This is a genomic window from Streptomyces sp. ASQP_92, assembly GCF_025399895.1.
Lineage (GTDB): Bacteria > Actinomycetota > Actinomycetes > Streptomycetales > Streptomycetaceae > Streptomyces.
Genome location: NZ_JAODUA010000008.1, coordinates 135,219 through 151,043, shown reverse-complemented (window position 1 = coordinate 151,043; position 15,825 = coordinate 135,219). Strand labels below are relative to the sequence as shown.

General features: G+C 73.3%; 11 protein-coding genes. 9 read left to right on the top strand and 2 right to left on the bottom strand.

Features of this window, described 5'->3' with window-relative positions; translation table 11 throughout:
* The first annotated feature begins 59 nt into the window (after positions 1–59).
* The 4 genes from N4G70_RS19340 to nudC all read left to right on the top strand — a co-directional run bounded on the left by N4G70_RS19340 (position 60) and on the right by nudC (position 9,771).
* The gene (locus tag N4G70_RS19340; RefSeq protein WP_261713915.1) at positions 60–3,533 is read left to right on the top strand and encodes an ATP-dependent DNA helicase; all 3,474 of its coding nucleotides are present in this window, start codon (positions 60–62) and stop codon (positions 3,531–3,533) included.
* Positions 3,534–3,628: 95 nt separating this feature from the next.
* Positions 3,629–7,276 carry a UvrD-helicase domain-containing protein gene (locus N4G70_RS19335; protein ID WP_261713914.1) on the top strand — a complete coding sequence of 1,216 codons (3,648 nt, stop codon included), beginning with the start codon at positions 3,629–3,631 and terminating at the stop codon, positions 7,274–7,276.
* A 10-nt stretch (positions 7,277–7,286) separates the two neighbouring features.
* A complete protein-coding gene (locus N4G70_RS19330) occupies positions 7,287–8,702 on the top strand; it encodes a dipeptidase (protein WP_261713913.1) in 1,416 nt (471 codons plus the stop codon).
* 88 nt (positions 8,703–8,790) lie between these two features.
* On the top strand, positions 8,791–9,771 hold the full coding sequence (gene nudC, locus N4G70_RS19325; RefSeq protein ID WP_261713912.1) for an NAD(+) diphosphatase: 981 nt from the start codon (positions 8,791–8,793) through the stop codon (positions 9,769–9,771).
* A gap of 125 nt (positions 9,772–9,896) precedes the next feature.
* Here nudC and N4G70_RS19320 read toward each other — a convergent pair whose 3' ends face one another.
* Positions 9,897–10,139, bottom strand: coding sequence for a mycoredoxin (locus N4G70_RS19320; protein ID WP_261713911.1), 243 nt, complete (start codon positions 10,137–10,139; stop codon positions 9,897–9,899).
* A 285-nt stretch (positions 10,140–10,424) separates the two neighbouring features.
* Between N4G70_RS19320 and N4G70_RS19315 the strand changes: the two genes are divergently transcribed.
* The 5 genes from N4G70_RS19315 (at position 10,425) to N4G70_RS19295 (ending at position 14,377) form a co-directional block, all read left to right on the top strand.
* Positions 10,425–12,605 (top strand): ATP-dependent DNA helicase UvrD2, encoded by a 2,181-nt coding sequence (locus N4G70_RS19315; protein ID WP_261713910.1) that lies wholly within the window; start codon positions 10,425–10,427, stop codon positions 12,603–12,605.
* A gap of 179 nt (positions 12,606–12,784) precedes the next feature.
* Positions 12,785–13,138, top strand: coding sequence for a hypothetical protein (locus N4G70_RS19310; RefSeq protein ID WP_261713909.1), 354 nt, complete (start codon positions 12,785–12,787; stop codon positions 13,136–13,138).
* 163 nt (positions 13,139–13,301) lie between these two features.
* The gene (locus tag N4G70_RS19305) at positions 13,302–13,670 is read left to right on the top strand and encodes a WhiB family transcriptional regulator (RefSeq protein WP_261713908.1); all 369 of its coding nucleotides are present in this window, start codon (positions 13,302–13,304) and stop codon (positions 13,668–13,670) included.
* Positions 13,667–13,990: a hypothetical protein gene (locus N4G70_RS19300; RefSeq protein WP_261713907.1), complete on the top strand. Its 324-nt coding sequence runs from the start codon at positions 13,667–13,669 to the stop codon at positions 13,988–13,990. Before N4G70_RS19305 ends, N4G70_RS19300 begins: the two co-directional genes overlap by 4 nt.
* A 195-nt stretch (positions 13,991–14,185) precedes the next feature.
* Positions 14,186–14,377: a hypothetical protein gene (locus N4G70_RS19295; RefSeq protein ID WP_261713906.1), complete on the top strand. Its 192-nt coding sequence runs from the start codon at positions 14,186–14,188 to the stop codon at positions 14,375–14,377.
* Between the two features lie 31 nt (positions 14,378–14,408).
* Here N4G70_RS19295 and N4G70_RS19290 read toward each other — a convergent pair whose 3' ends face one another.
* Entirely contained in the window at positions 14,409–15,803 is a 1,395-nt protein-coding gene (locus N4G70_RS19290) for an AarF/ABC1/UbiB kinase family protein (RefSeq protein WP_261713905.1), read from the bottom strand.
* Positions 15,804–15,825: the final 22 nt, after the last annotated feature.

Here is a 15,825-nt window from a genome sequence, read left to right as displayed (position 1 = left end):
GCGCGCGAGCCCCATCACCCCCATCACGACCAGCACACCCACCAGGACCGGCGATCCACGTGAGCTCCTCCTCCTCCACCGGGCGTACGGCGTACCAGCAGGTACGCCGGGCGACCCCCGGCGCGTACCGGCTGGTGCGAACCCCGCCGGTCCCGGTGGACCCCCCTCTCCTTGACGCACCCCAGCGCAGGGTGGTTGACCACCGCTCGGGTCCGCTTCTCGTGCTCGCGGGGCCCGGCACCGGCAAGACCACCACCCTGGTCGAGGCGGTCGCGGCGCGAGTGGCGGCCGGCACGGACCCCGAGCGCGTCCTGGTGCTCACCTTCAGCCGCAAGGCCGCCGTGGAACTGCGCGACCGCATGGCGCTGCGGCTCGGCGCGGGCGCCAAGAGCCCGCAGGCCACCACCTTCCACTCCTACTGCTACGCCCTGGTCCGCGCGCACCAGGATGCGGAGCTGTTCCGCGAGCCCCTGCGCCTGCTGTCCGGACCCGAACAGGACGTGGCCGTACGCGACCTCCTGGCCGGGCAGATCGACCTCCAGCGGACCGGCCTCGCGCATGTGAGCTGGCCCGACGAGCTGCGCGCCTGCCTCACCACCCGGGGCTTCGCCGACGAGGTCCGCGCGGTGCTCGCCCGCAGCCGCGAACTGGGCCTGGGCCCCGCCTCCCTGGCCCGCTTCGCCGAGCGCGCGGGCCGCCCGGACTGGAAGGCGGCCTCCGCCTTCCTCGCCGAATACCTCGACGTGCTCGACCTCCAGGGCGTCCTGGACTACGCGGAACTCGTCCACCGCGCGGTCCTGCTCGCCGAGCGCGTCGAGCTGCCCTCCTACGACGCCGTCTTCGTCGACGAGTACCAGGACACCGACCCGGCGCAGGTACGGCTGCTGCGGGCGCTCGCGGGCGGCGGCCGCACCCTGGTCGCGTTCGGCGACCCGGACCAGTCGATCTACACCTTCCGCGGCGCCGACATCAACGGCATCCTCGACTTCCCCGACACCTTCCCGCGTACGGACAAGCGCCCCGCGCCCGTCGAGGTGCTCACCACCTCGCGCCGCTCGGGCACCGTGCTCCTGGACGCGACCCGGCTGCTCACCCGCCGCATGCCGCTGCCGCGGCTGCCCGTCGAGCAGGTCCGCGCCCACCGCGAGCTGCGGCCCACCCGCACCGGCGGCCGGGTGGAGGCCTACACGTATCCCACCGCTTCCACCGAACAGGACAACATCGCGGACCTGCTGCGCCGCGCCCATCTCGAAGAGGGCGTCCCCTGGCGGGAGATGGCGGTCCTGGTCCGCGCGGGCACCCGCACCATCCCCGCGCTGCGCCGCGCCCTGACCGCCGCCGGCATCCCCGTCGACACCTCCGGAGCCGACACCCCACTGCGCGACGAACCCGCGGTGGCGCCGCTCCTGACGGCGCTGCGGGTGGTGGCCCGGGCGGCCCTCAAGGGCGCGGACGGGGCGCCCGCGCCGACCGTGCCGCCCACGCCGGTCAGCCTCGTCCACCCCGACAGGGGCCCGGCGGCGGACCCGGCGCCGGGCAACGCCGAGAACGTCTCCGAGGACGACACGGGGACGCCTCCCGCGTGGCCCGACCCCGAGGACGACACCGAGACGCCCCCCGCCTGGCTCGACCCCGAGGACGACACCGGGACGCCCTCCGCCTGGCTCGACCCCGAGACCGCGCACACCCTCCTCGCCTCGCCGCTGGGCGGCATGGACACCGCCGACCTGCGGCGTCTGGGCCGGGCCCTGCGCGACGAGGAGCGGGCCGCGGGCAAGCGGGTCCCGGCCCCCTCCGACGTGCTGCTCGCCCGGGCGCTGGCCGAGCCCGAACGGCTCGTCGCCCACGACCCCTCCTACGCCCGTGGCGCCCAGCGCCTCGCGACCCTGCTGCGCAAGGCCCGCGAACTCCTGGCCGGCGGCGGCACCGCGGCCGAGGCGCTGTGGGAGCTGTGGAACGGCACGCCCTGGCCGCAGCGCCTGGAGCGGGCCGCGCTGCGCGGCAGCGCGGGCGGCCGGGCCGCCGACCGCGACCTCGACGCGGTCTGCGCCCTGTTCGACACCGCCGCCCGCGCCGAGGAGCGCACGGGCGGCCGGGGCGCCCTGAACTTCCTCGAAGAGGTCGACGCGCAGGACATAGCCGCCGACACCCTGACCCGCCGGGCCGCCCGCCCGGACGCGGTACGCCTCATGACCGCCCACCGCTCCAAGGGCCTGGAGTGGAGCCTGGTCGTGGTGGCCGGGGTGCAGGAAGGGCTCTGGCCCGATCTGCGCCGTCGCGGCTCGCTCCTGGAGGCCGACCGGATCGGGCGCGACGGCCTGGCCGAACCGCTGCCCCCGGGCGCCCTCCTGGCCGAGGAACGACGCCTCTTCTACGTGGCGGCCACGCGCGCCCGGGACCGGCTGATCGTGACCGCCGTCAAGGCCGCGGCCGACGACGGTGATCAGCCGTCCCGCTTCCTCACCGAGCTGGGCGTCGAGCCCCGCGACACCACGGGCCGCCCCCGCCGCCCGCTCGCCGTCGCGGCGCTCGTCGCCGAACTGCGCGCCACCACCGTCGACCCCCAGGCCTCCGACGCGTTGCGCGAGGCCGCCGCCGAACGTCTGGGACGCCTGGCCGCGCTCACCGACGACGAGGGCCGCCCGCTGGTCCCCGCTGCGCACCCGCACCGCTGGTGGGGCCTGTACGAGCCGACCCGCTCGGAGGTCCCGCTGCGCGACCGCGACCTGCCCCTCGCCCTGTCCGGCAGCGCCCTGGACCAGCTCGCCAACACCTGCTCCCTGCAATGGTTCCTGGGCCGCGAGGTCAAGGCGGACGCGCCCGCGACGGCCGCCCAGGGCTTCGGCAACGTCGTCCACGTACTGGCCGACGAGGTGGCCTCGGGCCGTACGCCCGCGGATCTGGCCGTCCTGATGGAACGCCTGGACTCGGTGTGGGACGCGCTCGCCTTCGACGCGCCCTGGAAGTCCGTCCAGGAGAAGCAGAACGCGCGGGCCGCCCTGGAACGCTTCCTCCAGTGGCACACCCTGGACCGCGCGGGCCGCACCCCCGTCGCCACGGAACATGGCTTCGACGTGACCCTGGAGGCGGGCGAGTACGAGGTCCGTATCCGGGGCTCCATGGACCGTGTCGAGCGGGACGTGGAGGGCCGCGCGTACGTGGTCGACTTCAAGACCGGCAAGCAGGCGCCCACCGCCGCGGAGGTGGCCGCCCATCCGCAGCTCGCCGTCTACCAGCTCGCCGTGCGCGAGGGCGCCCTGGACGAGGCCTTCGACGGCCGCCGCCCCGAGCCCGGCGGCGCCGAACTGGTCCACCTGCGCCAAAGCGCCCCCAAGCGCGAGGGCGGCGACGCCTTCCCCAAGGTCCAGTCCCAGCCCCCCCTGGAGGGAGCGTGGGTGGGCGACCTCCTTGCCACGGCGGCGGGCAAGGTCCTGGACGAACGGTTCACCCCGACCCCGGGAACGCACTGCACCCACTGCACGTTCCGCGCCTCGTGCACGGCCCAGCCGGAGGGACGGCAGGTGGTGGAGTAGGGACGGGGCGGGCAGGCATCTGGGGGACCGGATCGGAGCCCTGGCAAACCCCCGCGAACCCCCCATTGTCAGCACCCCCCACTACCCTTTCTGACGTGCCCACCCACCTCAGCGACCCCGAGCAGCTCAAAGAGCTCCTCGGCATCCCCTTCACCCGGGAGCAGACGGCGTGCATCACCGCCCCGCCCGCCCCGCAGGTCATCGTGGCCGGAGCCGGCTCCGGGAAGACCACCGTCATGGCCGCCCGGGTCGTGTGGCTGGTGGGGACCGGACAGGTCGCCGCCGAGCAGGTCCTGGGGCTCACCTTCACCAACAAGGCCGCGGGCGAGCTCGCCGAGCGGGTGCGTACGGCGCTGATCCGGGCGGGCATCACCGACCCCGACGCCCCCGAGCCCGAGCAGGGCGAGCCCGGCATCTCGACGTACCACGCCTTCGCCGGCCGGCTTCTCACCGACCACGGCCTGCGCATAGGTCTTGAGCCGACCTCCCGGCTGCTCGCCGACGCCACCCGCTACCAGCTCGCCGCCCGGGTGCTGCGCGAGGCCCCCGGCCCCTATCCGGCACTGACGAAGTCGTTCGCCTCCCTGGTCAGCGATCTGCTCGCGCTCGACGCCGAGCTCGCCGAACACCTCGTGGAGCCCGAGCGACTGGCCGCGTACGACCAGGAACTGCTGCGCACCCTGGACGGCGTGAAGCTCAGCAACGCCGAGCTGCGCGCGGTGCCCGAGGCCGCGGCCGCCCGGCTCGAACTGCTCGACCTCACCACCCGCTACCGGGCCGCCAAGAAGAGCCGGGACCTGCTCGATTTCGGCGACCAGATCGCGCTGTCCGCCGAGCTCGCCCTCACCCACCCCGAGGTCGGCCGGATCCTGCGCGAGCAGTTCAAGGTGGTGCTCCTCGACGAGTACCAGGACACCTCGGTCGCCCAGCGCCGTCTGCTCGCCGCGCTCTTCGGCGGCGGCACCGGCCACGCCGTGACCGCGGTCGGCGACCCCTGCCAGGCCATCTACGGCTGGCGCGGCGCCTCCGTCGCCAACCTCGACGACTTCCCCCGCCACTTCCCGTACGCCGACGGCACGCCCGCCACCCGATACGCACTCTCGGAGAACCGCCGCAGCGGCGGCCGCCTGCTCGACCTCGCCAACTCCCTTGCCGCGCCGCTGCGTTCGATGCACCAAGGCGTCGAGGCGCTGCGCCCGGCGCCCGGCGCCGAGCGGGACGGCGGCGTCCGCATCGCCCTGCTCGACACCCACGAGCAGGAGATCGAGTGGCTCGCCGACTCGATCGCCCACCTGGTACGCACCGGGAAGGCGCCCGGCGAGATCGCCGTCCTGTGCCGCACCGCCGGTGACTTCCCGGGGATCCAGGGCGCGCTGGTGGCCCGCGACGTCCCCGTCGAGGTCGTCGGCCTGTCCGGGCTGCTCCACCTGCCCGAGGTCGCCGACCTCGTGGCGGTCTGCGAAGTCCTCCAGGACCCGGGCGCCAACGCGCCGCTGGTACGGATCCTGACCGGCCCGCGCTGGCGCATCGGCCCCCGCGACCTGGCGCTGCTCGGCCGGCGCGCCCGCGATCTGGTGCGCCGCGTCCCCGCCGGCTCCGACGACCCCGACCAGCGCCTGGCCGACGCCGTCGAAGGGGTCGACCCGGCCGAGGTGATCTCGCTCGCCGACGCCCTGGACACCTTCCTCGAAGGCGCCGAGGACGACGGCCTGCCCTTCTCCGCCGAGGCCCGGATCCGCTTCGCCCGCCTCGCCGCCGAACTGCGCGACCTGCGCCGCTCACTGGCCGACCCGCTCATGGACGTACTGCACCGCGTCCTGAACGTCACCGGCCTCGAAGTCGAACTCTCGGCGTCCCCGCACGCCCTGGCCGCCCGCCGCCGCGAGACGCTCTCCGGCTTCCTCGACACGGCGGCCGGTTTCGCGGCGCTCGACGGTGAGGCCTCCCTGCTCGCCTTCCTCGGCTTCCTGCGCACCGCCGCCCAGTACGAGAAGGGCCTGGACAACGCGCTGCCCGGCGGCGAGAACACGGTGAAGGTCCTCACCGCGCACAAGTCCAAGGGCCTGGAGTGGGACGTCGTCGCGGTCCCCGGCCTGGTCACCGGAACATTCCCCTCCACCAAGGCGAGGGAGGCCTGGACGTCCCAGGCGAAGGTCCTGCCGCACGCGCTGCGGGGTGACGCGCCGACGCTCCCGGTCGTTCCGGAGTGGGACGCGAAGGGCCTCAAGGCGTTCAAGGAGGCGATGAAGGACCACCAGCACACGGAGGAACTGCGCCTGGGATACGTCACGTTCACCCGCCCCCGCTCGCTGCTGCTGGGCTCCGGCCACTGGTGGGGCCCCAGCCAGAAGAAGCCGCGCGGCCCCTCCGACTTCCTGCACGCCCTGTACGAGCACTGCGCGGCCGGCCACGGCGAGATCGAGGTGTGGGCGGACGCGCCGGCCGAGGGCACCGAGAACCCCGCCCTCCACGAGTCCGCGACCCACCACGCCTGGCCACTGCCGCTCGACCCCGAGTCCCTGGCCCGCCGCCGCGCGGCCGCCGAGCGGGTCCTGGCCCACCTGGCGGCCACGCCGACCCCCGCCTTCTCCGACGGGGCGCACCCCTCTTATGAGGGCGCGGAGTACGGGGACGTCCCCCATGGAGGCGCGCCGTACGAGGGCACGCCCCCAGAGGAGGAGCCGTTCCCTCCGGACGAGGCGTTCCCTCCGTATGAAGAAGGGGAGTGGGGTGACCCTGCCAACTCCCCTTACGCAGAAGGCGAGTTGATCGACCCGGCCGCCTTCCCCGACGACTGGGACTCGCTCCCGACGGAACGCCCCGCCCCCGTGCTGTCGCCCTCCGCCGATCCGCCGGTCGCGCACGCCTCCGCCGAGCCCGACGGAAGCCGGCCCGAGCCCGACGGAAGCCGGCCCGAGCACACCCGCAGCGAGCCCCCCGCCGATCCCGGCGGCCGCGACCACGCCCCGGCCCGGGCCCGCGCCCATGTCCCGGCGCCCCGGCCGACCCCCGAGGACCGCCGCACCCTGCACTCCTGGGACCGCGACCTGGAGGCGCTCACCACCGAGCTCCGCCGGGCCCGCGCCACCACCCGCGAGGTCGAGGTGCCGGCCTCGCTCACCGCTTCCGAGCTGCTGAGGCTGGCCGCCGACCCCGACGGCTTCGCCAGGGACCTCGCCCGTCCCATGCCGCGCCGCCCCCAGCCGGCCGCCCGCCGGGGCACCCGTTTCCACGCCTGGGTGGAGTCCCGCTTCGAGGAGCTCCCGCTGCCCATGCTCGGCCCCGAGGAGCTGCCCGGCGCCGACGACAGCGAGGCCGACATCGTGGACGAGCGCGACCTGGCGGCCCTCAAGGAGGCCTTCGAACGCACCCCGTACGCCTCCCGCACCCCGTACCGCACCGAGGCCCCGATCCAGCTCACGCTGGCCGGCCGGGTGATCAGGGGCCGGGTCGACGCCATCTACAAGAAGGGCGAGGGCGCCCTCGCCACCTACGAGATCGTCGACTGGAAGACCGGCCGCCAGGCCACCGCCGACCCTCTCCAGCTGGCTGTGTACCGGGTCGCCTGGGCCGAGCAGCTGGGTGTTCCGCTGGAGTCGGTCGAGGCCGCGTTCGTGTACGTACGCACAGGTGAGACGGTACGTCCGAGCCGTCTGCCGGACCGGGCCGAGCTGGAGGCGATCCTGCTGGGCCGCGGTCCGGGGAGCGGACCGGGGGACCGGCCACCACCCCCGGCCGGATAGGCTCAAGGGCATGAGCGAGACCCCGGACAGCGCCGTCCAGACCGCCACCGCGGCGGTGCGCACGTACATCGAGCAGCACCGTGCCGCCTTCCTCGACGACCTCGCACAGTGGCTGCGCATCCCGTCCGTGTCGGCCCAGCCCGAGCACGACGCCGACGTGCGCCGCAGCGCCGACTGGCTCGCCGCCGCGCTGCGAGGGACCGGGTTCCCGACCGTCGAGATCCTGGAGACCCCCGGGGCCCCCGCCGTCTTCGCCGAGTGGCCCTCGGGCGAGCCGGGCGCGCCCACCGTCCTGGTCTACGGCCACCACGACGTCCAGCCCGCGGCCCGTGAGGACGGCTGGCGCAGCGATCCGTTCGAGCCGGTGATCACCGACGGCCGGATGTACGCGCGGGGCGCCGCCGACGACAAGGGCCAGGTGTTCTTCCACACCCTCGGCGTGCGCGCCCACCTCGCCGCCACCGGCCGCACCGCTCCCGCCGTCAACCTGAAGCTCCTGATCGAGGGCGAGGAGGAATCCGGTTCGCCGCACTTCCGCGCCCTGGTCGAGGAGCACGCCGAGCGCCTCGCGGCCGACGCGGTGATCGTGTCCGACACCGGCATGTGGTCCGAGGACACCCCCACCGTGTGCACCGGCATGCGCGGCCTCGCCGAGTGCGAGATCCAGCTGTACGGTCCTGGCCAGGACATCCACTCCGGTTCCTTCGGCGGCGCCGTCCCCAACCCGGCGACGGCCGTGTCCCGCCTGGTCGCGGCGCTGCACGACGCGGACCAGCACGTCACCGTCCCCGGCTTCTACGACGGCATCGCCGAGCTGACCGACGCCGAGCGCGAGCTCTTCGCCGAGCTGCCCTTCGACGAGGCCGAGTGGCTGCGCACCGCCCGGTCGGAGGCGACCCACGGCGAGGCCGGGTTTTCCACCCTGGAACGGATCTGGGCCCGCCCGACCGCCGAGGTCAACGGCATCGGCGGCGGCTACCAGGGCCCCGGCGGCAAGACGATCATCCCCGCGTCGGCGATGGTGAAGCTGTCCTTCCGGCTGGTCGCGGGCCAGGACCCCCAGCACATCGAGAAGCGCGTCACCGACTGGGTCGCGGCGCAGCTCCCGGCCGGGATCCGGCACGAGATCACCTGGAGCGCGGCCACCCGGCCGTGTCTCACCCCGCTCGGCCACCCCGCGCTCCGGTCCGTCGTGCGGGCCATGAGCCAGGCCTTCGGCACGAAGGTCCGCTTCACCCGCGAGGGCGGCTCGGGCCCCGCGGCGGACCTCCAGGACGTGCTGGCCGCACCCGTCCTGTTCCTGGGGATCTCGGTGCCCTCCGACGGCTGGCACGCGCCCAACGAGAAGGTCGAGCTCGACCTCCTGTTCAAGGGCGTCGAGACCACGGCCCTCCTGTGGAGCGACCTCGCCGCCACCGCAGTCTGAGCCGCCCGCCCGCCCGCCCGCCCGCCCGAGCCGCCGGCCGGCGGACAACGCCGAACACACCATCCACCCGGGGGAGTTGGAAGCACCTGTGAGCACCACCAGCAGTGAACCCTTCACGGACCGGCCGATCGGCCTCTCCTCGCCCATCGGCCTGACCGAGCCCAGCGGCATCGACCGGGCGGCCCACCACCGCCTCGACGAGGCCTGGCTGGCCGCCGCCTGGAGCCACCCGACGACCCGGGTCTTCGTGGTCTCCGGCGGCCAGGTCCTGATCGACGAGCCCACCGGCGGCACGGACGGCGAGGACGGGCGCACCGAACTCGTCATGACCCCGGCGTTCGAGGCGCCGGTCACCGAGACCCACCGCTACTTCCTGGGCACCGACGAGGACGGCGTCAGCTACTTCGCCCTCCAGAAGGACGCGCTGCCCGGCCGCATGGACCAGTCGGCGCGCCCCGCCGGGCTGCGCGAGGCCGGTCTGCTCCTGTCGCCCCGCGAGGCGAGCCTGGTGACGCACGCCGTCGCCCTGGAGAACTGGCAGCGCCTGCACCGCTTCTGCTCCCGCTGCGGCGAGCGCACCGTGATCGCCGCGGCCGGCCACATCCGCCGCTGCCCGGCCTGCGGCGCCGAGCACTACCCGCGCACCGACCCCGCCGTGATCATGCTGGTCACCGACGAGCACGACCGGGCCCTGCTCGGCCGCCAGGTGCACTGGCCCGAGGGCCGCTTCTCCACCCTGGCGGGCTTCGTGGAGCCCGGCGAGTCCATCGAGCAGTCGGTACGCCGCGAGGTCTTCGAGGAGGCCGGTGTCACGGTCGGCCCGGTCGAGTACGTCGCGAGCCAGCCCTGGCCCTTCCCGTCCAGCCTGATGCTCGGCTTCATGGCCAAGGCCATCTCGTCCGAGATCAACGTGGACGGCGAGGAGATCCACGAGGCCCGCTGGTTCTCCCGCGAGGACCTGGCCGCCGCCTTCGAGTCCGGCGAGGTCCTGCCCCCGTACGGCATCTCGATCGCGGCCCGCCTCATCGAGCTCTGGTACGGCAGGCCCCTGCCGAAGCCGACCCACTGAGGACCGGGCCGACCGGCCCGCCCGCCCCCGGCCATGCGAGAGGCCCCCGTCCCGGTCGGACGGGGGCCTCTCGGCCCGCTCGGGTCGGGGCGCCGCGCACGGCGCCCGCGCCTCGGGGGTCTGCCTCAGACGCCGATCTTCTGCTTGACCTGCGCGAGCGAGGGGTTGGTGAGGGTCGAACCGTCGTCGAAGAGCACGGTCGGGACCGTCTGGTTGCCGCCGTTGGCCTTCTCCACGAACGCCGCCGACGCCGGGTCGTGCTCGATGTTGACCTCGTTGTACGCGATGCCCTCGCGGTCCATCTGCTTCTTCAGCCGCTGGCAGTAGCCGCACCAGGTGGTGCTGTACATCGTCACAGTGCCCGGCATGTGTCTCGCGCTCCTCTGTATCGCTGACTGGCGTGCGCGCCCCGCCGAATGCGGTTCCGCAGGGACAGGAACGTACGGGAGCCGACCGCCATTCCCCAACCGTCCCCGCATGTGACCGAATCGCCACGGCGGGGCGCGCCGCCGGGCTGTCCCGCCCCGGTGGCCGGGCGCCCGGCGCCTTTTCGGCCGTTCGTGGGCACGACCGACCCCGTATTAGTACGACCGCGGCCGCCCCCTGTGGACAACGCGGCACGGCCGCCCCGGGCGACCTGGCAGCATGGCGGGGTGACATCAGCAACGCACTCCACTCTCTTCCCACCGGTCCCCGACACGGCCGACGCGGTGCTCGACGGGCTCGACCCCGAGCAGCGCGAGGTCGCGACGGCGATGCGGGGCCCGGTGTGCGTGCTGGCCGGCGCGGGCACCGGCAAGACCCGCGCGATCACCCACCGGATCGCGTACGGGGTGCGCTCGGGCATCTTCCCGCCGGCCGGGGTGCTGGCCCTCACGTTCACCAACCGGGCGGCCGCCGAGATGCGCGGACGGCTGCGTGACCTGGGCGTCGGCGGCGTCCAGGCCCGCACCTTCCACTCGGCGGCCCTGCGCCAGCTCCAGTTCTTCTGGCCGGCGGCGGTCGGCGGCCGGCCGCCCCAGCTCGTCGAGCGCAAGGTCCAGCTCGTCGCCGAGGCCGCAGCCCGCGGCGGGCTGCGCCTGGACCGCAATGAGCTGCGCGATGTGACCGGTGAGATCGAATGGGCCAAGGTCACCCAGACGGTCCCCGACGACTACCCGGGAATCGTCGCCAAGTCGCACCGCGAACCGCCCCGCGGCCCCGCCGAGATCGCGCAGATCTACCGGACGTACGAGCAGCTCAAGCAGGACCGCGGGGTGATCGACTTCGAGGACGTGCTGCTGCTCATGGTCGGCATCCTTCAGTACCGGGACGACCTCGCGCAGAAGGTCCGCAGCCAGTACCAGCACTTCGTGGTGGACGAGTACCAGGACGTCAGCCCGCTCCAGCAGCGGCTGCTCGACCTGTGGCTCGGCGGCCGCGACACGCTGTGCGTGGTGGGCGACGCCAGCCAGACCATCTACTCCTTCACCGGCGCCACCCCCGATTATTTGCTCGACTTCCGCACCCGCCACGCCAACGCGACCGTGGTCAAACTGGTCCGGGACTACCGCTCCACCCCCCAGGTCGTCCACCTCGCCAACGGACTGCTCAACCAGGCCAAGGGCCGCGCCGCCGAGCACCGCCTGGAGCTGGTCTCCCAGCGTCCGGCGGGCCCCGAGCCCCTCTATACGGAGTACGCCGACGAGCCCGCCGAGGCCGAGGGGGTCGCCCGGCGCATCCGCGACCTCATCCGCTCCGGGGTCCCGGCCGGCGAGATCGCGGTGCTGTACCGGATCAACGCCCAGTCCGAGATCTACGAGCAGGCCCTCGCGGACCTGGACGTGCCCTACCAGCTGCGCGGCGCCGAGCGGTTCTTCGAGCGGCCCGAGGTCCGCGAGGCGATGACCGCGCTCGCCGGCGCTTCCGTGGCCGGCCGCAACGACTCGCTGCTCGACGAGGCGGTGGACGTGCCGACGCAGGTGCGCGCCGTGCTCGGCACCAAGGGCTGGACGGCGGTGCCCCCCAAGGGCTCCGGCGCGGTGCGCGACAAGTGGGAGTCGCTGGCCGCGTTCGTCCGCCTCGCCGAGGACTACGTGAAGGCCAGGCCGGACGCGACGCTGTCCGATCTGGTGGCCGAGCTCCGCGCCCGGCAGGAGGTCCAGCACGCGCCGACCGTGCAGGGCGTCACCCTAGCCTCGCTGCACGCGGCCAAGGGCCTGGAGTGGGACGCCGTGTTCCTGGTGGGCCTCACCGAGGGCATGCTGCCGATCACCTACGCCAAGACGGACGAGCAGATCGAGGAGGAGCGCCGGCTCCTGTACGTCGGCGTCACCCGGGCCCGGGCCCACCTCGCCCTCTCGTGGTCGCTTTCGCGCTCCCCGGGCGGCCGGGCCGGCCGCCGCCCCAGTCACTTCCTGGACGGCCTGCGCCCCGGCTCCGGCTCGCGCGCCCGGGCGGCGGCGGGCGGGGCGGGCGGCATCGAGCGGGGCCCGGCCCCCCGCAAGCGCACCCGCAGGGGCCCGGTGCTGTGCCGGGTCTGCGGAAAGACGCTCACCGAGGCCGGCGAGATGAAGCTGATGCGCTGCGAGGACTGCCCCTCCGACATGGACGAGGCGCTGTACGAGCGGCTCCGGGACTGGCGCGCGCACCAGGCGCGGGAGCTGGGCATGCCCCCGTACGTCGTCTTCACCGACAAGACGCTGATGGCGATCGCGGAGGCCGTGCCGTCCAGCGGCCCGGAGCTTGCCGTGATCTCCGGCGTCGGCGCCCGCAAGCTGGACCGGTTCGGCGCCGATGTGCTGGCCATCTGCGCAGGTGAGGACCCCGGGGGAGCCGACGAGGACGGTTCCTGAAAACTCGTCGAAAAAATAGTTTGCGCCCGCCAGGGGAATCCCCATAGGTTCTTAACCACGGAAACAAGAGCTTCTCCGAAGCCAGGTCTCCGTGCTGTACTTAGCTGTACTTATCCGCATACGCATGGGATCACGCCGCGAGGCCGAAGTCCCCGAGACGCCGAGAGGAGGCGAGACCAGTGGCCAGCTTCATCAAGATCGACACCAGCTTCATCAGCACCAAAGTGACGGACCGCTCGGTCGCCGCCACCTGCACGCTCGGCTCTTCCTTCCAGGGCACCGGTCTGTCCACCGGCGTCTCCGGTCTGCTCGGCCTCTCCGCCGTCATGCCGGCCTCCCTGGCGAGCTTCCCCGTGCGTGATGAGCGTAATGAGCGACCGATTCAGGCGCCGGGAGCAGCAGTAGCGAAGGGACGGGCCCAGGCCCACGCCCTCGCCGCGACCGGTGCGGGAGCCGAGAAGCAGACGAAGAAGTACCAGCACCACACGATGTGGGCCTTCCGTGGGCTCGAACCCTGGAGCGATCCAGCCTGATGCGATCAGGCAGGCGCCTTCAGGGCCGCGGAACCCCACCAGGGATCCGCGGCCCTTCTGTTTGTCCCGAACGGGACGGGCGGAGCGAAGGGGCCTCGGTACCAGCCGACACCCGGCCGACCGGCCGGACCGACACAGCCGACAAGACGAGGAAGAAAACACCGTGCAACTCGAAGCGCACGCCCCGTCCGTACCGCCCGCCCCGACTCTCCCCCCGTCCGGTCTCACGGAGGACCCCGCCTTGACTCCCCTTACCGCGCTCACCGCGCTCGACGACGCCATCGAGAACCTCGGCGTACCCGTCCCCTGCCGTTCCTTCGACCCGGAGGTCTTCTTCGCCGAGTCCCCGGCCGACGTCGAGTACGCCAAGTCGCTCTGCCGGACCTGCCCCCTGATGGCCGCCTGCCTCGCGGGTGCCAAGGAGCGGCGCGAGCCGTGGGGCGTCTGGGGCGGGGAGCTCTTCGTCCAGGGTGTGGTCGTGGCCCGCAAGCGGCCGCGTGGCCGCCCGCGCAAGAACCCGGTCGCCGCATGAACCGCCCGGGAACCATCGACCACCCCCTAACGAACGACCCCCAGAAGCAGGCCCCGATGACACCGTCCGCGAGCGAGCCCACCGGCTCCGCGACCCCAGACTTCACCACCACCGGCGCGAACGAGTCGCGTCAGAACAGGACCCTCGAAATGCAACTCATGCCAGAAGCCATGGCTCGTGCGCATATGCATCAGCGACTGCGAGAAGCCGAGGTGGAGCGCCAGGCGGTCCGCATGGTCGCAGCCCGGCGTATGCAGCGGCGCGCCGAGCGCGCGTCGATGCGCGCCCGCCGTGCCCTCGCCATGGCCGTCATGCACTGACCTCGTGCAGCGACCTCACGCACTGACACTCAGCACTGGCGCTCAGCACTGACGTCGGGCACCCGGTCGGCACGACCAGGAAGCAATAGGAAGCAACAGGAAGTACGCGACAAGAAGCGGGGGCCGGTCCGAACGGACCGGCCCCCGCGGTGCGTTATGGCCCCGAAGGGCCGAGCGCGGCGGTATCGTCGCGAGGTGGACGACCAGAATCGGCCGGTGGCCGAAACCATCGTGTGCTCCCACTGCGGAACCCCGGCCCCGGCCGGGGGCCCACCGCCGACCTGGACCTACTCGGTCGAGAACGGCACCGGCCGCTACTACTGCGAGGACTGCGCCCGCGCCAACATCAGAGCCATCGAAGGCAGGCTCGACGCCACCTGGTGGTAGCGCCGTTCCACCCCCGGCTCCGAGGCCGGCCTCAGGCCTTCTCGACCGCCGCCGGCTCCGGCTCGGGCGCCGACTCGCCCTCTGACTCGTACGGCGCCTCCGCCAGGAAGCCGGGCATCCAGGCCTCCAACTCGTCCCGCATGCGCACCGTCGCCTCCAGTTGGCACAGCACCCCGATGGTGGACAGCGTCACCCGGTGTATCAGCAGATACGACGGCGGCAGATTGAGCTGCTTGCCCAACTGGTGGGCGGGGGAGCGGGGATCGGCGATCCGGGCCGCCTGCCCGCGCATCCAGCCCCGGCTGAACGTGAACTCCTCGGCCTGGGCCGGCTCGATGATCGGCAGCAGATAGTCGAGGACCGCGTCCGGGTCGAGCTCGATCGAGTCCTTGACGAAGCCCTCGCCGCGCAGCAGTTCGTAGACCGCCTCGGCCTCGCCCTCCAGTGTCATCCGCAGGGACTCGCCGATGGTCGCGGGCAGCCCGCCCGGCAACCGGTCCACCGTGCCGAAGTCCAGGACGCCGAGCCGCCACGGGCCGCCGTCCTTCTCGGGCGGCAGCAGCCGGAAGTTGCCCGGATGGGGATCGGCGTGCAGCAGCCCGGTCCTGGCCGGCCCCGAGAACAGGAACCGGGTCAGCAGCTGCCCGGCCCGGTCGCGCTGCTCGGGCGTGCCGTCCCTGATCACGTCCGAGAGGGGTATCCCCTCGATCCACTCGGTCACCAGGACCTGGTCGCACTGGTGCACCACATCGGGGACCAGCACATCGGCGTCGCCCGCGAACTCCTCGGCGTGCTCCCGCTGGGCCCGCGCCTCCAGGGCGTAGTCCAGCTCCTCCGAGACGCGGTCGCGCAGCTCGGAGATGAGCGGCTTGATGTCCATCCCCGGAATCAGCGGGCCGAGCAGCCGCGCGAACCGGCTCAGCTGGGTCAGATCCGACAGCAGCGCCTGGCCGGCCCCCGGATACTGCACCTTGACCGCCACCTCGCGCCCGTCGTGCCACACCGCCCGGTGGACCTGCCCGATCGAGGCGGCCGCGGCCGGCTTCTCATCGAACTCCAGGAACAGCTCCCGCCAGTCCGCGCCGATGCGCTCCTCCAGCACGGCGTGGACCGTACGGGTGGGCATGGGGGGCGCCGCCTCCTGGAGCTTGGTCAGGGCGGCCCGATAGGGTCCCGCGACCTCCTCCGGCAGGGCCGACTCGAAGACGGACAGTGCCTGCCCGAACTTCATCGCGCCGCCCTTGAGCTCGCCCAGGACCTTGAAAAGCTGTTCGGCGGTGCGCTGCTGGAGCTCACGGGCGACCAGTTCCGCGGACTTGCCGCCGATCCGCTTGCCCAGGCCCCACGTCGCCCGCCCGGCGAAGCCAAGTGGCAGCGCGGCCAGCTTGGCGGTCCGGGTGACCGCCTTCCGGGGAAGATCAGACATGCGCCCCTCCAAATCCCAGACA